Source organism: Streptomyces sp. HM190, from assembly GCF_009857135.1.
Lineage (GTDB): Bacteria > Actinomycetota > Actinomycetes > Streptomycetales > Streptomycetaceae > Streptomyces > Streptomyces heilongjiangensis.
On sequence record NZ_CP047318.1, the window covers coordinates 3359535 to 3382554 of the forward strand.

At 71.8% G+C, this 23020-nt stretch carries 18 protein-coding genes and 1 other RNA gene; 7 read left to right on the forward strand and 12 right to left on the reverse strand.

All coding sequences use genetic code 11. The annotated features are described in order from the left end of the window. Positions 1-233: 233 nt before the first annotated feature. Both GSY65_RS14165 and GSY65_RS14170 read right to left on the reverse strand, forming a co-directional pair. The gene (locus GSY65_RS14165; RefSeq protein WP_159768036.1) at positions 234-1463 is read right to left on the reverse strand and encodes a cytochrome P450 family protein; all 1230 of its coding nucleotides are present in this window, start codon (positions 1461-1463) and stop codon (positions 234-236) included. 93 nt (positions 1464-1556) lie between these two features. Then, complete coding sequence (locus tag GSY65_RS14170) at positions 1557-2234, reverse strand: ScbR family autoregulator-binding transcription factor (RefSeq protein WP_159768039.1); 678 nt, start codon at positions 2232-2234, stop codon at positions 1557-1559. Positions 2235-2501: 267 nt separating this feature from the next. Here GSY65_RS14170 and GSY65_RS14175 point away from each other — a divergent pair, with 267 nt between their 5' ends. Further along, positions 2502-4415, forward strand: a complete 1914-nt coding sequence (locus GSY65_RS14175; RefSeq protein ID WP_328707492.1) for an acyl-CoA dehydrogenase family protein — start codon at positions 2502-2504, stop codon at positions 4413-4415. 70 nt (positions 4416-4485) lie between these two features. Here GSY65_RS14175 and GSY65_RS14180 read toward each other — a convergent pair whose 3' ends face one another. From GSY65_RS14180 to GSY65_RS14205, 6 genes are all read right to left on the reverse strand, one after another. Further along, the gene (locus GSY65_RS14180) at positions 4486-4749 is read right to left on the reverse strand and encodes a hypothetical protein (RefSeq protein ID WP_159768045.1); all 264 of its coding nucleotides are present in this window, start codon (positions 4747-4749) and stop codon (positions 4486-4488) included. Between the two features lie 185 nt (positions 4750-4934). Further along, positions 4935-5768 carry a hypothetical protein gene (locus GSY65_RS14185; protein WP_159768048.1) on the reverse strand — a complete coding sequence of 278 codons (834 nt, stop codon included), beginning with the start codon at positions 5766-5768 and terminating at the stop codon, positions 4935-4937. 169 nt (positions 5769-5937) lie between these two features. After that, positions 5938-7119: an acyltransferase family protein gene (locus tag GSY65_RS14190; RefSeq protein ID WP_159768051.1), complete on the reverse strand. Its 1182-nt coding sequence runs from the start codon at positions 7117-7119 to the stop codon at positions 5938-5940. After that, complete coding sequence (locus GSY65_RS14195) at positions 7116-9431, reverse strand: glycosyltransferase (RefSeq protein WP_443043220.1); 2316 nt, start codon at positions 9429-9431, stop codon at positions 7116-7118. The genes GSY65_RS14190 and GSY65_RS14195 overlap by 4 nt, the downstream gene beginning before the upstream one ends. Beyond that, entirely contained in the window at positions 9431-10480 is a 1050-nt protein-coding gene (locus GSY65_RS14200) for a hypothetical protein (RefSeq protein WP_236579784.1), read from the reverse strand. The genes GSY65_RS14195 and GSY65_RS14200 overlap by 1 nt, the downstream gene beginning before the upstream one ends. A 158-nt stretch (positions 10481-10638) precedes the next feature. Beyond that, a complete protein-coding gene (locus GSY65_RS14205; protein WP_159768054.1) occupies positions 10639-11616 on the reverse strand; it encodes a LysR family transcriptional regulator in 978 nt (325 codons plus the stop codon). A gap of 84 nt (positions 11617-11700) precedes the next feature. Between GSY65_RS14205 and GSY65_RS14210 the strand changes: the two genes are divergently transcribed. From GSY65_RS14210 to GSY65_RS14235, 6 genes are all read left to right on the forward strand, one after another. Then, positions 11701-13050 carry an MFS transporter gene (locus tag GSY65_RS14210; RefSeq protein ID WP_159768057.1) on the forward strand — a complete coding sequence of 450 codons (1350 nt, stop codon included), beginning with the start codon at positions 11701-11703 and terminating at the stop codon, positions 13048-13050. A 218-nt stretch (positions 13051-13268) separates the two neighbouring features. Further along, positions 13269-14531, forward strand: a complete 1263-nt coding sequence (locus GSY65_RS14215) for an ABC transporter substrate-binding protein (protein ID WP_236579785.1) — start codon at positions 13269-13271, stop codon at positions 14529-14531. After that, positions 14528-15433 carry a carbohydrate ABC transporter permease gene (locus GSY65_RS14220; protein ID WP_159768063.1) on the forward strand — a complete coding sequence of 302 codons (906 nt, stop codon included), beginning with the start codon at positions 14528-14530 and terminating at the stop codon, positions 15431-15433. Before GSY65_RS14215 ends, GSY65_RS14220 begins: the two co-directional genes overlap by 4 nt. Then, the gene (locus GSY65_RS14225; protein ID WP_159768066.1) at positions 15430-16254 is read left to right on the forward strand and encodes a carbohydrate ABC transporter permease; all 825 of its coding nucleotides are present in this window, start codon (positions 15430-15432) and stop codon (positions 16252-16254) included. Before GSY65_RS14220 ends, GSY65_RS14225 begins: the two co-directional genes overlap by 4 nt. A 26-nt stretch (positions 16255-16280) precedes the next feature. Continuing rightward, positions 16281-18560 (forward strand): alpha-xylosidase, encoded by a 2280-nt coding sequence (yicI, locus tag GSY65_RS14230; protein WP_159768068.1) that lies wholly within the window; start codon positions 16281-16283, stop codon positions 18558-18560. Next, positions 18557-19570, forward strand: a complete 1014-nt coding sequence (locus GSY65_RS14235; RefSeq protein ID WP_159768070.1) for a LacI family DNA-binding transcriptional regulator — start codon at positions 18557-18559, stop codon at positions 19568-19570. Before yicI ends, GSY65_RS14235 begins: the two co-directional genes overlap by 4 nt. Before the next feature lie 89 nt (positions 19571-19659). Here GSY65_RS14235 and ssrA read toward each other — a convergent pair. The 4 genes from ssrA to ftsX all read right to left on the reverse strand — a co-directional run bounded on the left by ssrA (position 19660) and on the right by ftsX (position 23016). Beyond that, positions 19660-20062: a transfer-messenger RNA gene (ssrA, locus tag GSY65_RS14240) on the reverse strand. Between the two features lie 124 nt (positions 20063-20186). Beyond that, entirely contained in the window at positions 20187-20726 is a 540-nt protein-coding gene (smpB, locus tag GSY65_RS14245; RefSeq protein WP_159775938.1) for an SsrA-binding protein SmpB, read from the reverse strand. A gap of 57 nt (positions 20727-20783) precedes the next feature. Next, positions 20784-21977 (reverse strand): S41 family peptidase, encoded by a 1194-nt coding sequence (locus tag GSY65_RS14250; protein WP_159768072.1) that lies wholly within the window; start codon positions 21975-21977, stop codon positions 20784-20786. Positions 21978-22104: 127 nt separating this feature from the next. Continuing rightward, on the reverse strand, positions 22105-23016 hold the full coding sequence (gene ftsX, locus GSY65_RS14255) for a permease-like cell division protein FtsX (RefSeq protein WP_159768074.1): 912 nt from the start codon (positions 23014-23016) through the stop codon (positions 22105-22107). Positions 23017-23020 lie beyond the last annotated feature (4 nt).

Genomic DNA, 23020 nt, shown 5'->3' on the forward strand with positions numbered 1-23020 from the left:
CGCGCGTGGGCAGATTATCAAACCGCCACAGCGGTTTCTATACGCCTCCCGAAGCGAAGTCGACCGTGGGTCCACCGATCGTGACGGTGTGTGCCCGGATCCCATCGGCACCAGCTCGCGCGGCGCCGCACTCGACGGCGCCCCGCAGCCGCACGACGGCGCCCCGCAGCCGGAGCCGGCCACGGGGCGCATCGCGTTCGCTCCGCGTCAACACCCGCCTCGGGGGGACGGGTTCACTCGGGTCGCAGTACCACCGGCAGGGCGGCGTACCCGTTGAAGAGGAAGGTCGGCATGGGGTGGAGGTCCGCGACGGGGCGGGCGAGCCGCATCCCGGGGAACCTGCCGAAGAGCGCCTCCAGGGCGATGGCCGCCTCCATCCGCCCGAGGGGCATGCCGAGGCAGCGGTGGACGCCGTGACCGAAGGCGAGGGAGTCACGGTCGGCACGCAGGAGGTCGAAGGTCGCGGCGTCGTCGCCGTAGCGCTCGGGGTCGAGACCGGGCGCGGCGAAGTTGACGATGATCGCGTCGCCCCGCTCGATGGTGACGCCGTCGTCGAGGGTGATGTCGTCGACGGCGAACCGCAGCGGGATGTACGCGGCGGGGTTGTGCACCCGGACGGTCTCGTCGACGGCGTCGGTCCAGCTCGCACGGCCGGACCGGATGTGGGCGAGCTGGTCGGGGTGGTCGAGCAGTGCGGCGGCGGCGTTGCAGATCACGCCGGTCGTGGTCTCCTGGCCGGCGGCGATCATGAGGTAGAGGCTGTCGACCAGTTCCTTCTCGCTGAGCCGGTCGTCGTCGTCCCGGGCGGCGATCAGCGCGGAGGTGAGGTCGTCCGCGGGCCGGGCCCGCTTGGCGGCGACGAGTGCGGCCAGCATCTCGCCGATGCGTATCCGTGCGGCGTCGATCTCCTGTGGTGCGGCCGAGGCGCTGACCGAGGCGCTGATGGCGGCGGCCAGGGGGTGCCGGGACTCGTCGGGCACGCCGAAGAGTTCGCAGATCACCCGCATGGGCAGCAGGGCCGCGTACGAGGTCAGCAGGTCGGTCTCCCGCCCCGCGGGCAGGGCGGCCAGGTCGTCGGTGAGCCCGGCGGAGATCTCCCGCACCCACGGTCTGAGCAGTTCGGTCCGCCGGCTCGTGAACGCGCCGGCGATCAGTCTGCGCAGCCGGGTGTGCTCGGCCCCGTAGGAGAAGAGCATGGTCGTCGCGGACACCCACGGGTAGAGGGGCCACTCCTCGGTGATCAGCCCGTCGCGGTAGGCGGGCCAGTGCTGCCGGGGGTCACGGGAGACGCGGGGGTCGGCGAGGAGTTGCCTGATGTACCGGTGGCGGTTGACGGCCCAGGCCGGCACTCCGCCGGGCAGGCTCACGCGGGCGACCGATCCCCGTTCCCGCAGCGCGGCGGCCTCTCCGGCCAGGTCTCGTGCCGCGGGGTCCAGGGCGTAGGGGCAGGCGGTCGTTTCCATCGGACGGTGCTCTCCGTTCGGTCGGTTTCGCACTGGGCGGTTCCCGCGTCCGGCTGAACGACGACGTCGTGGCACGCCGCGCATCGTGCGCGCTCAGCCGAGCGCGACTTCCTCTCCCGCGCGGGCCTGTGCCCGCGCGGTGTTCCACACGTGTTCCGCCCTCGCGGGCGAGAAGTCGAGGCGGACGAGCACGCCGGGGACCGCGATGGAGGACATCAGGTGGCGGTACAGGTCGCAGACCCGCTCCACCATGTCCTGGTGCCGCGTCAGGATGTGCGACAGCACCTGGACTCCGGTGAAGCAGCCCACGAACATCCTCGCGACGGCGGCCACATCCGTGTCGGGCAGCAGTTCGCCGTCCGCCTTGGCGCGGGCGAACACCGCCTCCGAGCGCTCCACCCAGCCCCGCATGGGCACTTCGCGGTGGAGGCCGTCCAGCGCCCCCTGCTCCACCGTGAGCCGGACGCTGCCGCGCACCAGCGGGTCACCGGCGCCGAGGAGGTACGCCAGCAGCAGGGCCTCGTCGATGGCCGACTGGAGCGTCAGGTCCTGTTGCCGCACGGCGGGCACGGCGCTGACCTGCTGGGCCAGGACCTCCTGCGCGAGTTCCTCCTTCGAGGCGAAGTGGAAGTACAGCGCCCCCTTGGTGACTTCGGCCTTCTTGAGGATCTGGGAGATGGTCGCCGCCTCGTATCCGACCTCGTCGAACACCGCGGCGGCCGCGACGACGATCTTCTCCCGGGTCCGGATCGCTCGTTCCTGCCGCGCCACCACACACCTCCGTACGCCCCCCGAAAGCGAAAAAATACCGTCAGGTACGTATGATATCAGCGGGTAACGCTCTGTAGCACCCGTGAAAGCCGCAGGGTTTGCGGCGGTTCGGCCGGAGTTCGGGGCTCCGGTGCCCGCGGAGCCGCACGACCGGCCTCGCCGCCGACCGACGAGACCGACAGAGGACGTCTTGAATAAAAACCGGCTGGTTCGTATCTTCTGAACCTTGTGATCCCAACCATGGGCTCTGATCAGGGGGAAGAGGTCGTGACCAAGACCTTGCTCACGCTCCACACGTCTGGTTCTGCCACGGCAGACGCACAGCAAACCGACGGCGTTGCCTCGAATCCGCCGCCGGTCGGCTGCGACGGCGAAGGGACGGCCGCCGAGGAACTGACCCACCTGCTCTTCGACCGGCAGGACCGGGCGCGTGTCCACGACATCTGGCGCACCCTCGTCAGCGGTGAGGCGTTCGCCTACCGACCGGGCCTCTCACCGGACGAGCGCGCGGCGCTGTCGTACGACCGGCTCCGACTGGTCAACGACGCGGTCGAGGACCCGGAGGCACTGGCCGCCGACCCCCGGATGCTCGCCGGCCTGCACGAGTGGACGGGCTTCGTCGACGGTGCGCTGGGCACCCTGGCGGGCATCCACTACAACCTGTTCCTGGGCAGTCTCCTCGACCACGACGGCGGTCGGCACGATCTGTCGGAGTACGTGTCGATGAACCGGACGGGCACGTTCCTCTGCACGGAACTGGACCACGGCAACGACGCGGCCGCCCTGGAGACCACCGCGACGCTGGACCCGGCCACCGGCGGTTTCGTCCTCGACACCCCGCACCCCGGGGCCCAGAAGTTCATGCCCAACACCAGCCTGGCCGGGGGCCCCAAGAGCGCCCTGGTGGCCGCGCGGCTGCTGGTCGAGGGCAAGGACATGGGGGTCTTCCTCTTCCTGGTGCCGCTCAGCGACGAGGTCGGCCACCTGCCCGGCATCACGGTCCGCGCGCTGCCGCCCAAGCTCGGCAGTCCCGTCGACCACTGCCTCACCTCCTTCGACCGTGTTTGGCTGCCGCGGGAGGCGCTGCTGGAGGCCGAGCACGGGCAGCTCTCCCCCGAGGGCACGGTGACCAGCAGCGTGGGCAGCCGGCGCAAGCGGTTCCTGCGCTCCATAGGCCGGGTGACCACGGGCAAGCTGTGCATGAGCGCCGCCGCGATCGGGGTGTCCCGTGCGGCGCTCGCCATCGCCGTACGGCATGCCCACCGGCGGCACGTCAGCGGGCCGAAGGCCGGGCAGCTGCTGCCGCTCGCCGCCCACCGCAGCCACCACGGACGGCTGTTGCACGCCCTCGCCACCGGCTACGCCATGACGTTCCTGCACCGCCACGTGGTGACCCGGTGGACCGAGCACACCCCGGAGGACCGGGCCGAGGCGGAGCGCCTGGTGGCCATCGCCAAGGGGTGGATCACCTGGGAGGCGCGGGACATCACGGTCGAGTGCCGGGAACGCTGCGGCGCGCAAGGCCTGTTCCGGGTCAACGGCCTGTCCGAGCTGCAGCAGGACCTGGAGGGCGCGATCACCGCCGAGGGCGACAACCTGGTCGTCTGGCTCAAGGCCGGCGGCGAGATGCTCTTCGGGCACGACGCGGTCGAACGCGGCCACCTGGGTCCGCTCTCCCCCGACCAGGAACTCGCCGACCTGGCGTTCCTGCGGGGTCTGCTCGCCGAGGCCGAGTCCATCTGGCAGGCCCGCGCCCGCACCGCGCTGCGCGAGGGCCCCGCCGGGGATCCGGTGGGCCGCTGGAACGAGGCGTCGACGGCCGCCCTGGAGGTGGTCTCGGCCCACGCCCGCCTCCAGGCCGCGGACGCCTTCCTCGCGACGGCAGCGCAGGCGACCCGGCCGACGACCCGGTTCCTGCTGCACAGCCTGTGCCGGCTGTTCCTCCTCAAGCAGGTCGGCGAGCACACCGGCGACCTGCTCGCGGAGGGGCTCATGACGGCCGATCACGTACGCGGACTGCCCAGGACCATCGAGACGGTGATCGCCGACCTGGCCCCTCACATGACCACCCTGGTCGATGCCTTCGCCCTCCCGCCCGGGTACCTGGCCACGATCCCCCTCGCCGGCGGCACGCCCCTCCCGCAGAACACCGACAAGCGGTCCCCGTCGGCCACCGTCTGACAGGGGAGGCGACGGACCGCGGATCCCGGAGGGCGGCGGCGCCACCGCCCTCCCACCGGGGACGGAGCCGTCAGATCGCCCGGTCGTGGTCGAGCAGGGCATGCCGACAGCTGCCCCGCTTGCACTCCCCCTGCGGTCCGCCGGGCTGGAAGTGCGGGCACGGGCAGGACAGACAGGAAAAAGTGCCGACGGAATCGGGATGCCAGCCGCTGTCCCTCAGCCGCGACCGGGCGGCCTCCCGGACGCCGTCCAGCTGGTCCTCGAACTTACGGAACTCGGTGCGGTTGTCCTCGAAGGCCTTCTGCTGGGCCTCTGTCAGGTCGTACTGCTCCACGTTGCCCTCCCGAGACGGGTGGCGGCGGGGAATCCTTCGCCTCTGACCCCACGATGACCCGGCGGGCCACCGCCCGCACGTCGACCGGCCCCGAGGCCCTCACGCAGCCTCCCCCCAAGGGCCCACCGCCTGCCCGCCCGCCTTCGGGAACCTCCCGTACGCGCGCTCAAGGCGGAGCGTGGCCGTCAGCCCGACGCCTCGCCCACGTAGCTCAGCCTGTCCGTGCTGCCGCCGTCCTCCCAGGTGATGACGACGTCGTCGCCGGAGCGGCGGACCGTGGCGAAGGTGATGTCCTTGTCGTCCACGTTCTCCGAGGCCATCGGCCGCAGTGCCATGCGGAAGCTGTTCTCGTCGCGGTACTTGCCGACGCCCGTCAGGATGCCCTTGCCGCCGACCATGTCGATGTAGGACAGCGGGTGCTGGCCCTGGAGGTCGCCCGAGGACTGCTCCTTGCCGATCGTCAGGGTCCGGGCCTCGTCGTCCTGCCACTGGCCCTCGACACCCGTGCGGGGCGCCGTGGAGGCGTCGCCGCCGGCGTCGGTGTCCTCGGGGGTCGGGGAGGACTCCTCGGTGGGCTCGGAGGTCGGCGACGTCGACTCGTCGGCCCGCGCCGACACGCTCTGCCGGGGCTTCGCCGCCGCGTCGTCGCCGCCGTCGGCGGTGAGCAGGAAGATCCCGCCGCCGATCACCGCGAGGGCCGCCACGGCGGCGACCACGATGAGCGCGACCTTGCCGCCGCTGCCGGCGGAGGGCGGGGGCGGCGGGTAGCCGCCGTACTGCTGGCCGTAGTTCGGGACGCCGGGTGCTCCGGGCGGCATGCCCGGCGCGCCGTAGGACGGCTGACCCGCGCCGTAGGGCTGCTGCGGGGGCGTGCCGTAGGGGTTCGGCGGGGGGCCGGGCTGACCGGGAGCCTGACCGGAGGCCCCCGGCGGGGGCCCGTACGGCCCCGGGTACGGCGGTTGCTGCGGCTGCTGGGCCCCGTAACCGTCGTACGGCGGCGGGCCGGGAGGCTGGGTCATCGGCGGGTGTCACTCCTCGGGTCGCTTCGGCGAGGCAAGGAACGCCTGCCTCAAGCGAGCCCAACATCCATCACCGGCTCAGTCGTACGCAAGTGCGTATCCCGGTTGGTTACGGGGTCAGTACACGACCGGCCGGGGGCGGTCGCGCCACGGCCGCCCCCGGCGCCGGTCAGTGCCTGCGGGCGCTCCGCCCGGCCCGGCCGCCGTTCGGCCACAGTCGCGGCCGTCGCCGGGCCGCCAGGTCCTCCGCCCAGCCGAAGGCGACGACACAGCCCACGATGAGCAGCCAGGTGAGCACGAGCACGGGCCAGACGCTCTCCAGCAGCCAGGGCACGTTCTGTTCGAGGACCACCACGGACCACAGCCGGTCCCACTGGGTCGCGGCGACGAGGATGCACGTGTTGTGCCACAGGTAGATCGTCACCGCGCGGGAGTTGAGGAAGGTGATCACCCCGTCCCAGCGGCGCAGCCGGCGCGGCCACGCGGACCACGAGGGGCTGAGGTGGAGCAGCAGCGCCACCGTGCCGAGGGACCACAGGGCCTGGGCGAACGGCATGGCGTCCAGGTCGTTGCCGGTGCCGAAGTCGTGGTGCAGGGCGTACCAGAGGCCGGTGAGGGCCACGGCCGGGGCGACGGAGGGCACGAGGTAGCGGGGCAGGCGCCGGAGGATGCCCTCCTGGTGGGCCATGCCGAGGATCCAGCAGGCGCCGAAGGTGCTGAAGTCCGTGAGCCCCGACGCGAACCGCTCGCCGGGCAGCGACAGATAGCCCAGCTGGAACACGGCCGACAGGACGACCGGGAAGAGGAGCGTCACCACGGGCACCGCGCGCAGCGCGCGCAGCAGCACCGGGGACAGGACGACGTACCAGAGGTAGGCGCGGACGTACCAGAGGGGCCCGGCGAGTTCCACGGCCCAGTCGGCGCCGATGAAGCCGTGCACGCCGGGCAGGCCTTCGGCGTACGGCGGGTCGCTGACCGGGAGGATCCAGAAGGTGAGGTGGAACCACCACCAGGCGGGGTGCCCCTGCGCGTCGGGTCCCCAGCCCTGGGCCACCATGCCGGTCACGCCGACCACGCCCAGCAGCCACACCGGCGGCAGCAGCCGGCGGAGCCGGCCCTTGACGACCTGGAGGGCCGGACGCTTCAGCGAGCGGGCCATGAGGTTGCCGGCGAGCGCGAACATCACGCCCATGGATGGGAAGACGAGCGGCAGCCAGGCCCAGCCGGAGAGGTGGTAGAGGACCACGCGGAAGATGGCGAGGGCCCGCAGGAAGTCGAAGTAGCGGTCGCGGGCGGGCGCGGACGGCGCCTTCGGGGTCTCCTGGGAGGAGGTCTGCGTCAGGGTGCTCATCCGACCGGGCTCCCTTCGCGCGGCTGGGACCCGGCGGTCGCCGTGCCCGCGCCGCCGGGATCACCCGGCAGTCCCACCGCGCCCGTGCGCCGCAGCTTCTGCCAGCGGAGCCGGCCGCCGGTCAGGGCGGTGATCCACGACTGGAGCAGGACGACGTACATCAGCTGGCGGTAGAGGAGTTGTTGCAGCGGCAGGGAGATCAGGTGGGTCATGCGTTCCTTGTCGAGGTGGAAGGCGTACGCCGCGCACACGGCCTGGACGGCCAGGACGCCGAACCACGCGCCGATCGTCTCCTCCGTGGGGCCGAACACCAGCCCGTACAGGAGGAACACGTCGATGAGCGGGGCCAGCAGGGGCGCGACCACCATGAACAGCGACACCAGCGGCAGGCCCACCCGTCCGAAGCGGCCCGAGGGGCCCCGCTCGAAGAGGGCCCGGCGGTGCTTCCAGATCGCCTGCATGGTGCCGTAGCACCACCGGTAGCGCTGCGACCACAGTTGCTGCACGGATTCGGGCGCCTCGGTCCAGGCGCGGGCGTTCTCCGCGTAGACGACGTGCCAGCCGTCGCGGTGCATGGCCATGGTGATGTCGGTGTCCTCGGCGAGGGTGTCCTCGCTCATGCCGCCGACCCGTTCGAGGGCCTCGCGGCGGAAGGCGCCGACGGCGCCGGGGATGGTGGGCATGCAGCGCAGGACGTCGTACATGCGGCGGTCGAGGTTGAAGCCCATCACGTACTCGATGTGCTGCCAGGCGCCGATGAGGGTGTCCCGGTTGCCGACCTTCGCGTTCCCGGCGACGGCGCCGACGCGCGGGTCGGCGAAGGGCTGCACCAGTTCGCGGACGGTGGACGGTTCGAAGACGGTGTCGCCGTCCATCATGACGATCAGGTCGTGCCGGGCGTTGGCGATGCCCCGGTTGAGGGCGGCGGGCTTGCCCGCGTTCAGCTGCCGCACGACCCGGACGTCCGGCAGCTCCTGGCTCAGCTCCTCCACGATCCGGGCGGTGCCGTCGCTGGACCCGTCGTCGATGACGAGGACCTCGATGGGATGGTCACTGGCCGCCAGCGAACGGACCGTCTTCTCGATGCACTTGGCCTCGTTGTACGCGGGGACGAGGACGGACACCGGTTCGGTGACGGGTCCGTCGGGGCCCCGGCGGAAGGTGCGGCGGCGGACCTTGCGGGCGTGGAGGACCGACAGGATCAGCATCAGGCCGAAGCGGGCGAGGACGAGGACGCCGACGACCGCGAGGGCCACGACGAGGATGCCCGTGATCCGCTCCGACGCCTGCACGAGCGCCACCCACGCCCTGCCCTTCCACAGGCCGACGCCGGTGACCTCGGTGTGCGCGCTGGGCGCCTTGAGCGCCCCGGTGAGGGTGTGGAACGCGTAGCCCTGGTCGCGCAGTCCGACGATGAACCGGTCGAGCGCGGCGACGGTCTGCGAGCGGTCCCCGCCGGAGTCGTGCATCAGCACGACCGCGCCCTCGCCGCCCTTCGGTGTGGCCCGGCGGATGATCTCGTCGACGCCGGGCCTGCTCCAGTCCTGGCTGTCGGTGTCGCTGACGACGGTGAGGTAGCCGCGGCTGCCGATGTACTTCGTCACCGGCCAGGACTCGTCGTCCATCCGGCCCGAGAACGACGAGTACGGCGGCCGGAACAGCGAGGTCCGGATGCCCGCGGCGCCCGCGAGCGCCATCTGGTTCTGGGACAGCTCCCAGTCGATGCGGCGCTTGGACTGCAGCGAGAGGTCGGGGTGGTTGAAGGTGTGCAGCCCGATCTCGTGGCCCTCGTCGACCATGCGCCGCACCAGGTCCGGGTAGCGCGAGGCCATGGTGCCGGTGATGAAGAAGACGGCGTGCGCGTCGTGCTTCCTCAGCACGTCGAGGACCTTGGGCGTCCAGGTGGGGTCGGGGCCGTCGTCGAAGGTGAGGACGAGTTCGCGGTCGGGTACGTCGAGGCTGGTCTCGCGGCCCGAACGGGTGTCGATGACCGGTCCGCCGTCGAGGATCCGCTGCGGCACCCGGTCGTTCGCCACGGGCGGCCGGACGCGGTGGTCGGCGAGGATCTCGCTGTGCACGTAGCCGCGCAGCATCAGCATCGCCATCAGGGCGACGAGGACGAGGCACGGCAGGATGTGGCGGAGCGGCAGCCGCACGGTCCGGCGCTTCGGCGAGCGCTTCTTCGCGCCCTTCTTCGAGCCCTTCGAGGGGCTTTCGGCCGTGCCGTCGGCGGCCTCGGGCGGTCGGGGCGTGCGGGTACGGCGATCGGCGGCGGCACGTGAGGATGTGCCGCCGCGCCTGGGGCGGGTCATCAGACGGGAGTCTCCGTGGTCTGCGGTTCCTGCGGTTCCTGCGAGTTCTCCGGCGCCGCCGTGGCGGGCTCGACCGGTGCCGGGGCCGGCGGGCCGCCGGCGACGGTGTCCGTGCCGGTTCCCGGGCCGGGATCGGGGGCACCGGACTCGGAGGGTGTGGGCGTCGGGGTGGGCGTGGGGCTGGAGCCGCCGCCGGCCGGCTGGGACGCGGGGACCGAGGGCTCGGGCTCCTTCACCCCGGTGGTCGGCCTCGGCTGCGGGCCGGCGCTCGCGCCGCCGGTGGGCCGGGCGCTCGCGGACGCCTCCGGCGCCTTCTTCTTCCCGTCCTCGCGGGCGTCGCCGCGTGAGCCGCCGCGGCCCGGCGCGGGCGTCGCGCCCGGGGGGACCGCGCCCGCGCTCGGCGGCGGCACGACCCCCTCGGCGCTGTCGGCGACGTCGCCCGACTCGGCCGGCTGCGGCGGGGTGTCCACCTTGTCCGCCGGTGCCTCGTCCCTCTGCATGGGCACCGGCAGCCAGGGCGCGTCGGAGTTGCCCGACATCAGCGTGCCGACGATGACGACGGCGTACGCGGCGCAGACCGTGCCGACCGCGATGCCGAGCTTGCGGTACCGGTTGCGGCGGCGCCCCGACTCGTCGACGAAGACCGGTCCGTCGGGCCGGCTCCCGGCCGCCTTGCCCGGGTCCTGGCCGGCGTGCCGTCCCGGCCCGTCCAGTTGCCGTCCGAGGCCGTCGAGCTGGACGGTCACCTCGTGCGGGTCGTGGGTGCGGCCGGGCTGGTCGGGCTGCTCCCAGGGGGACGCCGCGGCGCCGGGCCGGCCGGCCTCGCGCGCGGCGGCGCCTGGTTGCCGGGGCACCCCGGCGAAGGCGGTCGACGGCCGGGGCACGGACCTCGTTCTGCCGACGGCCTCGGGCCACACCACCTCGTCACCGGCGGCGCCGGTCCGGGCGAACGGGTCGGTACCGGGCCCGCCCTCGATGTCACCTCGGTGTTCGTCACGGCTGTCGCCGTCGGGCCGCTCCGGCTGGGTGCCTTTCGGCCAGTTCTCCACGTGCACGCGCTTCCCCCCACGGGTTGCGGATGCGTGTTCGATGCCGGACTCTCGCACTTTCCTGTACCGGACCGGGCCCCCACCCGATCCGGGGCGCCCCGCCCATCACACGCACCCGGAGGCCCGAATCTAGAGGGGGGCGAGAGGCACTATGCGTACTATCTGGTGAAAGTCATCATGACGAGTGCATCTGCGGCCGGAATCCACCCGTCCTGCGGATGTGATAGCCATACTTCCGCCTTCGCGTGTTCGACGGCGGCCCGCCTCAGTGCGTCGAGCCCGGGGTGCGTGAGCCCCTTGCGCCACACCAGCGAGACGGGCGACAGCGGGACGGGGTCGACGAGCGGTCGCAGCACGCTGCGCGGCATGGGCGGGAAGTCCACCACCGCCAGCACGGGCGTCCGCGTCTTGGCCATGAACCGGGCGAACTCCTCCTCGCCCACGACGAGGGGCGCCGCGGGCGCGAGCTCGATCCCCCGCCCGGCGAACAGCTCCCGCGCCAGCTCCGTCCACTCCGGCGTGCGGGGGTTGCCGGCCCCCGCGTACACGGTCTCGCCCCTCAGCTCCGCCAGCGGCACGGCGTCCAGGGCGGCCAGCCGGTGGTCGTCGGGCAGGATCACCGCCATCGGCTCGTACCGCACGGGCTGCTGTTCCAGCCCGGCCCGCACCGCCGGGTCGAGCCCCGCGAACCTCCCGAACGACACGTCCAGCCGCCCGGCGAGGATCTCGGCGGCGGCATGCGTGAGCCCGCTCTCGTACCGCGCCAGCAGCTCCACGTCGGGCACCAGCTCGCGGGCCCGCCGCAGCACCCGCACCCCGGTGGCGAGCCCCGGCGAGTTCAGGTCCACGAGCAACGGCCGGGCCTGCCGGAACGCCTCCACGAGCGCGTCCTGCGCCTCCAGCACACGCCGTGCGTACGGCACCAGCCGCTCCCCGTCGGGCGTCAGCGCCACCTGCCGGGTCGTCCGCACGAACAGTTCCACGCCCAGCTCGCGCTCCAGCCGCCGCACATCGCGGCTCAGCGCCTGCTGGGCGACGTAGAGCCGGGCGGCGGCGCGGGTGAAGTGCAGTTCGTCGACGACGGCGAGAAAGGCGCGCAGCAGCCGCGGCGCGACGGCGTCGGGGGCGAGGGACATCCGCCGAACCTACAACCAGAGTGCGTCAATCACCACCGAGTAGGTGTTGGACGGTGGATCAAGGGCGACAGCAGGCTTGGGCCCATGCCAGCCGACGTCCGCCCCAGCCGGCCCCGGGGACGCGGGGAACAGCGCGACCAGCCACGACGCACCCGCACCCGCCGACGCACCGGTACGCCCACCCCCTCGGGCGCCCGGAAACCCACCCGGGCCCGCCCGCGCACCCGCACACCCTCCTACCGCCGCCTCTTCCACATCCCCGGCAGCCGCGCCTTCGCGCTCGGCGCCTTCCTCGCCCGGCTCCCCATGGGCATGTTCAGCGTGAGCGCGATCCTGATGATCGCCCCCGCCCGCGACTCCTACGCCCTCGCCGGCGCCGTCGTCGCCACCGGCCTCGCCGCCACCGCCCTGGTCGCCCCCCTCACGGCCCGTCTCGTCGACCGCCACGGCCAGGCCCGCGTCGCCGTCCCCGCCACCGCCCTGGCCCTCGTCGGCGGCCTCGCCCTGGTCGCCTGCGTCCACGCGGACGCCCCGGCCTGGACCCTCTTCGTCTCCTACGCCGCGACCGCCACCGCACCCAACACCGGCGGCATGGCCCGCGCCCGCTGGGCCCACCTCCTGAAGGACGACCCGGCGGCCCTGCACACCGCGAACTCCTTCGAACAGGCCGTGGACGAACTGTGCTTCATGGTCGGCCCCGTCCTCGCCGCCTTCCTCTGCACCTCCCTGTTCCCCGAGGCGGGCACCCTGGTCGGCGGCCTCGTCCTCCTGACCGGCGTGCTGGTCCTCGCCGCCCAGCGCGCCACCGAGCCCCCGCCGAGCGGCCGTACGGCCGCGAGGTCGCCCGTCCGCGCCCCCGGCGTCCCCTCCCTCCTCGCCGTCTTCCTCGCCATGGGCGCCGTCTTCGGCTCCCTGGAGGTCGTCACGATCGCCCACGCCGACACCCACGGCGAGGCCTCCGCGGCGGGCCTGGTCCTCGGCCTCCAGGCGGCCGGCTCCTGCGCCGCGGGCCTGGCGTTCGGGGCGATACGGGTGACCGGTCCCGCCGACCGCCGCTTCCCGCTCTGCCTCGCCGCCATGGCGGCGCTGATGACCCTGCCGTGGCTCACCGCCTCGTCCACCGGCTCGCTCCTGCCCCTCGCCGGCGCCCTCCTGGTGGCCGGCATGGCCACCGCGCCCACCATGGTCACGGCGATGTCCCTGATCCAGGAGCGCACCCCCGAGGGCCAGTTGAACGAGGGCATGACGCTCGCGGTCACCGGCCTCCTCGGCGGCATCGCGGGCGGTTCCGCGCTCGGCGGCTGGATGGTGGACCACGGTCCGGGCCCGGCCACCACCGGCTTCGCGGTGCCGGTGGCGGCCGCCACGCTGGCCCTGGTGCTGGCCCTGGCCGCGCCGAGGCGGCGTCCGGCCGTTTTCCGCCCATCCCATTGACGTGTCCACGCCCCACCTTTACCTTCCCCCGTCGAAGCGCTTCGACATGGCCCGTCGAAACGATTCGACTGCGCAGCGCACCGAGAACCATCCGACTCCCCCGGAGGCACTGGATGTTGACGGCACGACGGCGTACGACGACGGCGGGACGGCGCGGATCGGACCGGAGAAGCCCTCGAACGCCCCCGGCCGGGGCGGCGCGACGGCGCCGCACGGCCGTGGCCGCGGCCGCCCTGGGCGGCGCGCTGCTCCTCGCCTCCTGCGGCGGCTCGGACGGCGGTGCGGACGGTGGAACCCTCCGGCTGTGGCACTACGAGGGCCCCGACAGCGCGATGGGCGTGGCCTGGAACGCGGCGGTCGAGGAGTTCGAGAGGACCCATCCGGGCGTGCGGGTGGAGTTCGAGGAGAAGGGGTTCGAGCAGATCCGCAAGACCGCCCCGATGGTTCTCAACTCCTCCGACGCACCTGACCTGATGGAGTACAACAAGGGCAACGCGAGCGCGGGCCTGCTGTCCCGGCAGGGCCTGCTCACCGACCTCGGCCCGGAGGTCGCCGAGCGCGGCTGGGACAAGAAGCTCGGCGCGACCGTGCGCACCACCAGCCGGTACGACGCGAACGGCGTGATGGGCTCGGGGAAGTGGTTCGGCGTGCCGAACTACGCCGAGTACACGATGGTCTTCTACAACAAGGACCTGTTCGCCGAGCACGGCATCGACGAGCCCACCACCCTCGCCGAACTCACCGCCGCGATGGACGAGTTCGTCGACGCGGGCATCACCCCGCTGGCGAACGCGGGCGCCGAGTACATGGCGCAGCAGTACCTGTACCAGCTGGCGCTGAGCAGGGCGGACCGCGCCTGGGTGGACGCCTACCAGCTCTACCGGGGGAAGCCGGACTTCCACGACGCGGCCTGGACGTACGGGGCGGAGACCTTCGCCGAGTGGGTGGAGAAGGGGTACATCAGCGAGAAGTCCAGCGGGACGAAGTCCGAGGACGCGGGCGTCTCCTTCATCCGGGGGAAGACGCCGATCCTGTTCTCGGGGAGCTGGTGGTACGGCCGGTTCACCGAGGAGGCGTCCTTCGACTGGGGCACGTTCCTGTGGCCCGACAGCGCGCTGACCCTCGGCTCCGGCGGCAACCTCTGGGTGGTCCCCGAGGGCGCGCGGAACAAGGAACTCGCCTACGACTTCATCGACATCACCCTGTCGGAGAAGATCCAGAACCTGCTCGGCGACAAGGGCGGCGTCCCGGTGGCCGCCGACCCGGCCGCCGTCACCGACCCGCGCGCCAAGGCCCTGATCGACGACTTCACCGCCCTCGCCCGCGACGACGGCCTGGCCTACTACCCGGACTGGCCCGTCGCCGGCTTCTACGACGTCCTGGTCTCCGAGACCCAGAAGCTGATCACGGGCGATGCGTCACCGGACGAGTTCCTCGACGCGATCGGCGAGGCGTACGCGAAGGACGCGCCGAAGCGATGAGGAGCCGCGCCCGCGACTCCCACGCCCTGTTCCTCCTCCCCGGCGCCCTCGCCTTCCTCGCCGTGGTGGTCGTGCCGTTCCTGATGAACACCGGGGTGAGCTTCACCGACTGGCGGGGGGTGGGGACACCCACCTGGTCGGGGCTCGCCAACTACCGCGAGCTGTGGGGCGACGCCGCCTTCTGGGCGTCGTTCCGGCACAGCCTGTTCATGGTGGTCGCCATGGCGGCCGTACCGACGGCCGTCGGACTCGTCCTCGCCGCCGCCCTGTTCGACGTCGCCGGCCGGCACGGCGGCCGGATCACCGCGGTCCTGCGGGCCTGCTTCTACCTCCCCCAGGTGCTGCCGATCGCGGTGGCCGGCATCGTCTGGAGCTGGATCCTCGACCCGGAGAACGGCTCCCTGAACGAGCTGCTGAAGGCGGTCGGGCTGGACGGCTGGCAGCGGGACTGGCTGGGCGACCCGGACCTGGCCCTCTACACCGTCATGGCCGTGATGGTGTGGGTGCAGCTGGGCTTCCCGCTGGTCGTCTTCATGGCGGGCCTGCAACGCGTCGACCCGCAGCTGTACGAGGCCGCCGAGCTGGACGGCGCCGACTGGTGGCGCCGCTTCCGGCACGTCACCCTGCCCCAGATCCGCCCCGAGATCCATGTCGTGCTGCTGTGGTGCACGATCGCCGCGCTGAAGGTGTTCGGCGCGGTGTACGTGCTCACCAAGGGCGGCCCCGGCGGCGCCACCGACGTGCCGTCGTACTTCTCCTTCACCACGTTCTTCGAGAAGACCCAGGTCGGCTACGGCGCCGCCGTCTCCACGGTGCTGACCGTGCTCATCCTCGTGCTGGCGGTGATCGGGCTGAAGCTCCAGACGCGTGCCGAGGACGACGAGGAGGGGAGCGTCCGATGAGGTCGGCCGTACACCGTTACCCGGTGCTGGTGGCGCTGTGCCTGGCCGCCCTGCTCATGGTCGTCCCGTTCGTGATCGTGGCGATGAACGCGGTCAAGTCCCCCGCCGAGTACTCCGCGAACGGGCCCCTCAGCCTCCCCGAGGGCCTCTACCTGGACGGCCTGAAGGACTTCTGGGAACGGGTCGACTACAGCCGAAAGCTCCTGAACTCGGTGCTGATCAGCGGCTCGGTCGCCGTCCTCGCCGTCGTGCTGTCCGTCCTCAACGCGTACGCGATCGGCATCGGCCGGGTGCGGGGCCGCGCCTGGGTGCTCGCCTTCTTCGTCCTCGCGAACACGCTGCCGCAGGAGGCGCTCGTCTACCCCGTCTACCACCTGTCCAAGGAGGCCGGCCTCTACGACACCCGCCTCAGCGTGGTCATCGTCTTCACGGCCCTCCAGGCCGCGTTCGGCACGTACCTCCTCGCCTCGGTGCTCGGCCGTTTCCCGCGCGAGATCGTCGAGGCGGCCCGGATCGACGGCGCGAACGCGTGGCAGATGCTCTGGCGGATCGTCGTGCCGGTCAGCCGCCCCACCCTCGGGGTGCTGCTCGTCTTCTTCTTCGTCTGGACGTGGAACGAGTTCCTGCTCCCGCTGGTGATGCTGATCTCCAACGACAACCAGACGGTGTCGGTGGCCCTCGGCGTCCTCCAGGGCCAGCGGCTGATGGACGCCACGATGACCAACGCCGCGGCCCTCCTCGGGGTCCTGCCCGCGCTCGTCTTCTTCCTCGTCTTCCAGCGCACTCTCACCCGCGGCATCGCCGTGGGAGCCGTGAAGTAGGCCGTGACGTAAGGAGAGGCCCCCACATGAAGTTCACCGACGGCTACTGGCTGCTGCGGGAGGGCGTCACCGCGGCCCACCCGGTCCAGGCCCTCGACGTCACCGCCACCGACGCGGGCGCCCTGGAGATCCACGCCCCCACCCGGCCCGTCCGCCACCGCGGCGACCTGCTGAAGGGACCGGTCGTGACGGTCAGCGCCCACGCCCCGATGCCCGACGTCATCGGCGTCACCCTCACCCACTTCGAGGGCGAGCCGCCCCGCGGCCCCGAGTTCGAGCTCACCACCGAGGAGTTCACCCCGCACACCGCGTACGACGACGAGCACGCCACCCTCACCGCGGGCGCCCTCTCCGTGCGCGTGGCCCGCACCGGCCCCTGGCACGTCGACTTCCTCGCCCACGGCCGCACCCTCACCACCAGCGGCCCCAAGTCCATGGGCATCATGCGGGACGGCTCCGGCGCCCACCATCTGCGCGAGCAGCTGAACCTCGGCGTCGGCACCTGCGTCTACGGCCTCGGCGAACGCTTCGGCCCGCTCGTGAAGAACGGCCAGGTCGTCGACGTCTGGAACGCGGACGGCGGCACGGCCACCGAGCAGGCCTACAAGAACGTGCCGTTCTACCTGACCGACGCGGGCTACGGCGTCTTCGTGGACCATCCCGGCAAGGTGTCGTTCGAGGTGGCCTCCGAGGTCGTGTCGAGGGTCCAGTTCAGCGCGGAGACGCAGCGGCTGACGTACTACGTCATCTACGGCCCCACCCCGAAGGAGATCCTCCGCAAGTACACGGCCCTCACCGGCCGTCCGGCCCTGCCGCCCGCCTGGTCCTTCGGTCTGTGGCTGTCGACCTCCTTCACCACCTCCTACGACGAGGAGACGGTGACCTCCTTCATCGAGGGCATGCGGGAACGCCGGCTGCCGCTGTCGGTGTTCCACTTCGACTGTTTCTGGATGCGGGAGTTCCAGTGGTGCGACTTCGCGTGGGACCCGCGGGTCTTCCCCGACCCGGAGGGCATGCTGGCCCGCCTCAAGGAGCGGGGCCTGCGGATCTGCGTGTGGATCAACCCGTACATCGCCCAGCGCTCACCGCTGTTCGCCGAGGGCAGGGCGCTCGGCCATCTGCTCCGCAGACCCGACGGCGGTGTCTGGCAGTGGGACCTGTGGCAGCCCGGCATGGCCCTCGTCGACTTCACCAGCCCGGCCGCCCGGGAGTGGTACGCCGCGAAGCTGGAGGCGCTGCTCGCCCAGGGCGTCGACTGCTTCAAGACCGACTTCGGCGAGCGGGTCCCGCTCGACGTGGCGTGGTCCGACGGCACGGACCCCGAGCGGATGCACAACTACTACACCTACCTCTACAACCGCACCGTCTTCGACGTGCTGCGCAAGCACCGCGGCGAGGGCGAGGCGGTCCTCTTCGCCCGCTCCGCGACCACCGGCGGCCAGCGCTTCCCCGTCCACTGGGGCGGCGACTGCGAGTCGACGTACGAGGCGATGGCCGAGTCGCTGCGGGGCGGTCTGTCGCTGGGGCTGTCGGGCTTCGGGTACTGGAGCCACGACATCGGCGGCTTCGAGGGCACCCCGACGCCCGCCCTGTTCAAACGGTGGATCGCCTTCGGTCTGCTGTCCTCCCACAGCCGGCTGCACGGCTCGTCGTCGTACCGGGTCCCCTGGCATTTCGACGACGAGTCGGTGGACGTCCTGCGGACGTTCACCCACCTCAAGCTCGGCCTGATGCCCTACCTGTACGAGGCCGCGCGCACCGCCCACGGCGAGGGCGTGCCGATGATGCGCGCGATGGTGCTGGAGTTCCCCGACGACCCCGGCTGCGCCCATCTGGAACGGCAGTACATGCTGGGCCCGGACCTCCTCGTGGCGCCCGTCTTCAGCGACGAGGGCGACGTCTCGTACTACGTCCCCGAGGGCACCTGGACCCACTACCTGGCCGGCGGGACGGTCACCGGCCCCCGCTGGGTCCGCGAACGCCACGGCTTCCTGAGCCTGCCGCTGCTGGTGCGTCCGGGCGCGGTGATCCCGGTGGGCGCGGTGACGGACCGCCCGGACTACGACCACGCCGACGGCGTCACCCTGCGCGCGTACGGCCTCGCCCACGGCGCGCAGGTGACCGTCCGGGTGGGCGACGTGACGTTCACCGTCGTGCGGGAGGGCAACGTCCTGCGGGCATCCTGCGGCGACCCGAGAGCACCGTGGGGTCTGTGGACGGACGGGCGGGAGGTCCGGGCGGAGCCCGGCACGGGCTTCCTGACGATGGACGTGGAGCCGGGCCCGGAAGGCGGTGGAGCGCGGTGACGGTCAAGATCACGGATGTGGCGCGGCACGCGGGGGTCTCCCCCAGCACCGTGTCGTACGCGCTGAGCGGGAAGCGCCCGATCTCGGCGGAGACCAGGGCACGGGTGGCGGCGTCCATCCGCGAGCTGGGCTACCGCCCGCACGCGGGGGCCCGCGCCCTGGCCAGCAGCAAGTCGAACGTGCTGGCGATGGTGGTGCCGTTGCGGGCCGGGATCCATGTGCCGGTGGTGATGGGCTTCGCGGTGTCGGTGGTGACGTCGGCCCGCGCGCACGACCACGACGTGCTCCTGGTGACGCAGGAGGAGGGCGAGGAGGGGCTGCGCCGGGTCGCGGAGTCGGCCCTCGTCGACGCGCTGATCGTGATGGACGTCCAACTCGACGATCCACGGCTGCCGTTGCTCCGCACCCTGGACCGGCCGTCCGTGCTGATCGGCTTCCCCTCCGCGGCCGACGGAATGACCTGCATCGATCTGGACTTCCGGGCGGCGGGCGAGGTGTGCGTGGACCATCTGGCCGGTCTGGGCCACCGGGTCGTGGGCCTGATCGGCTCGCCGCCCGAGGTGTACGTCCGCCAGACGTCGTTCGCGCAGCGCGTCCTCCAGGGCTTCACCGCCGCCGCCACCCGCCACGGCATGACGTCCACGGTCCACCCCTGCGAGGCCACGCCCGCCGCGGCCCGCGAGGTCGCCGAGCGACTGCTGCGCGAACACCCCGCCCTCACCGGCGTGGTGGTCCACAACGAGGCCGTCCTCGACCCCCTGCTGGACGCGTTCGAGCACCTCGGCCTGCGCATCCCGGCGGACCTCTCGATCACGGCGCTGTGCCCCGACGACCTGGCCACGTCCCTGCGGGTCCCCCTGACGTCGATCGCCATCCCGTCCGCCGAGCTGGGCGAGCAGGCCGTGAACCTGCTGATGAGGAAGCTCGACGGCGCCCCCGTCCCCGAAGCCACCCTGCTCCCCGCCCGCCTGACCCCACGGGCGAGCACGGCCCACCGCCTGACGGGCTGAGGACCAAAGAGAGGGCCGGGCGTACGACGCAGCGGGGCCCGGTGGTCTGGTCGACCGCCGGGCCCCGCTGTTCGTGCTTCACATGGGAATTGTGGAGATGGCGGGAATCGAACCCGCGTCCAACGGTGCGGAACCAGGGCTTCTCCGTGTGCAGTTCGCTGTGATTTTCTCAGCCCCGGCGATCACGCGAACAAGTCGCCGACGGGCTCAGTCACTGTTTGGTTTCCCTCTTCACCCCGTGACCGGGATCAAGGTTTAGTCCCCTAGCTGATGCCAGGATCCGGGTCGGGAACAGCCCCGGGCTGACACTCCCTTTGAATGAGAGGTTCGGTCTCGCTACCTGAGATCAGGCGGCGAGAGCGAAGCGCTGCTCGGGAGAATCGCTCTTAACAGTGGCGATTATTTTTTTCGGCCTGTGGTTTACGAGATCATGGCCGCTTCCTCGACACGCTTCCCCTGCTTCGACATCCGCTGTCGAAACCGATCATCCCCATGTTGTGTTGTCAACCCTCCGAGGAGGGCGCTCGCACCCGCTGTGAGGTGCGGATGCCATCGTACGTGACCAACGCGAGCGCATGCCACCGTATTCCCGGCGGCCACGCGCGCGTCACCGCGGCTACGCGCGCTGCCTGCGCTTCGCCGCGGCGATGGCGCGGTCCGACTCCCGCCGGTCCTGCTTCTCCCGCAGGGTCTGCCGCTTGTCGTACTCCTTCTTGCCCCGCGCGAGCGCGATCTCCGCCTTGGCGCGGCCGTCCTTGAAGTACAGCGAGAGCGGCACGATCGTGTGGCCCGTCTCCTGCGCCTTGGACTCCAGTTTGTCGATCTCCTCGCGGTGCAGCAGCAGCTTCCGCTTGCGGCGGGCCGAGTGGTTGGTCCAGCTGCCCTGGTGGTACTCGGGGATGTGCGCGTTGTGCAGCCACGCCTCTCCCCGGTCGATCTGCACGAAGCCGTCGGTCAGCGACGTCCGGCCCTCACGCAGCGACTTGACCTCGGTGCCGGTCAGGACGAGCCCGGCCTCGTAGGTGTCGATGATCGCGTAGTCGTGGCGGGCCTTCTTGTTCTGGGCGACGATCTTGCGCTTGCCGCCCTTCTCGCCGTCCCTCGCCTTGGCGGCCGCCCCGCCCTGCTTGGGCTGCGACTCCTTGGGTACGTACATTCCCTTGCTCATAGTGCCGTCCATTTTCGCACTACGCGGGGGTGCCGGGGAAAGGCATTACCGGTACTCGCCGAGCCCGCCCAGCACCGTCCCGGCCCGCTGGAGGGCGTCGTCGCCGGCGTCCAGGTCGGGGGTGATGCCCCGGCCGTCGACACCGCGGCCGGAGGGGGTGCGGTAGTGGCCGACGGTCAACTCGGCGACGGACCCGTCGGGGAGGCGGCTCGGCATCTGCACGGAGCCCTTGCCGAAGGTGCGGGAGCCGACGACCACCGCGCGGCCCCGGTCCTGGAGCGCTCCGGTGAGCAGTTCGGCCGCGCTCATCGTGCCGCCGTCGACCAGCGCGACCAGCGGTCTGGTGCTGTCGCCGCCGGTGTCCGCGTGCAGGGCGCGCTGTTCGCCGTTGACGTCGTAGGTGGCGACGAGGCCGCCGTCGAGGAAGGCGGAGGAGGCGGTGACGGCCTCGGCGACCAGGCCGCCGGAGTTGCCCCGCAGGTCGAGCACGAACCCGGTCGCGTCCGCGGCCTGCTCGACGGCCGCGCGCACCTGGTCGCCCGAGCCCTTGGTGAACGCGTCGACCTTGATCACGGTGATCCCGTCGGCGAGGCTGCTGACGGTGACGTCCTCGGTGGACAGGCGGGCCCTGCGGAGGGTCTCCTGCCAGGTCCGGGTGGAGCGCCGCAGGACCAGCGACACCTTCGTACCGGCGGCGGCGTCCTCGGCGGTGTCGTCCTTCCCGTCGATCGCGTCGCCGCGCAGTAAGGAGACGACGTCCGTGACGGGGCGCCCGTCGACCTTCTCGCCGTCGACGCTGACAAGCCGGTCCCCGGCGCGGATCCCGGCGTCGGCGGCGGGCGAGCCGTCCTGGACGCGGGTGATCTCGACCCGGCCGTCGCGGCGCAGCCGTGCCCACAGCCCGACGCCGGTGTACTCGCCGTCGAGGGCCTCCTGGAACTCCTCGTACTCGCCCTCGGAGTAGACCGCGCCCCAGCGGTCGCCGCTGCGGCTGACGGCCCGCTCGGCGGCCTCCACGGGGGACTTGCCTTCGGCCATGGCCTCGGCGGCGGCCTCGGCGACGTCCTGCTGCCGGGCGGCGGGGGTGGAGCGGGGTGCGCCGGTGGCGTCGTCCTTGCGGTACGGGTCGTCGAAGGAGCCGGTCGCGGCGCCGGTGGCGAGCACGCTCGCGAAGACCAATGTCAGGGCCGCCCCGCGGCGGATGCGGCGGGGCTGGGAGAACAGGTCACGGCCCGACATGTCGGCGAGTCTAGGACAACGACGGGGGCCGTAGCGGCCCTTGCCGGTACGGCCCCGTTGGCGTGCGTCACACCCCCGGATCATGCCGTGACGTGCGGCACACTTCTCCGTCGCCGCGCGCCACCCGTCAGACCCTGAGGTACTTCCGCAGCGCGACGAACGCGGCCATGGCCGGCATGAGCAGTCCGATCGCCAGGACCAGCGGCAGCTTGGTCAGCACGACGTCCCAGCCGATGAAGTTGACCAGCGGGATCTTCTCCGCGAGCCACTGGTCGACCAGGAAGTACTTGCCGCCGACGATCAGCGTCCCGGCGAAGCCCGCGCCGATCAGGCCCGCGATCGCGGCCTCCATGATGAACGGCGCCTGGATGTAGAAGCCGGACGCACCCACGAGCCGCATGATGCCGATCTCCCGCCGGCGGCTGAACGCCGAGACGCGCACCGTGTTGACGATCAGCAGCAGGGCCACGACCAGCATCAGACCCATCACCCCGAGCGCCGCGACGTTCATGCCGCCGAGCAGGTTGAACAGGTTCTCCAGCACGTCCCGCTGGTCCTCGACCGACTGCACACCGGCCCGCCCGGAGAACGCGGTGTCGATGACCTTGTACTTCTCGGGGTCCTTCAGCTTGATCCGGTACGACTCCTGCATCTGGTCCGGGGTGAGCGAGGCGGCCAGCGGGGAGTCCTTGAACTGCTCCTTGTAGTGCTTGTAGGCCTCGTCTGCCGACTCGTAGTAGACCTGCTCGACGATGTCGAGCTTGCCCAGGTCGCTCTTGATCTGCTGCTTCTGCTCCGAGGTCACGGCACCCTTGGAGCAGTTGGCGTCCGCCTCGGCGTCCGCCTTGTTGCACAGGAAGATCGACACCTGGACCTTGTCGTACCAGTAGCCCTTCATCGAGCTGACCTGGTCCCGCATCAGCAGGGAGCCGCCGAACAGGGCGAGGGAGAGGGCCACCGAGATGACGACCGCGAAAGTCATCGTGAGATTGCGGCGGAGACCCACACCGATCTCCGACAGGACGAACTGCGCGCGCATGGCG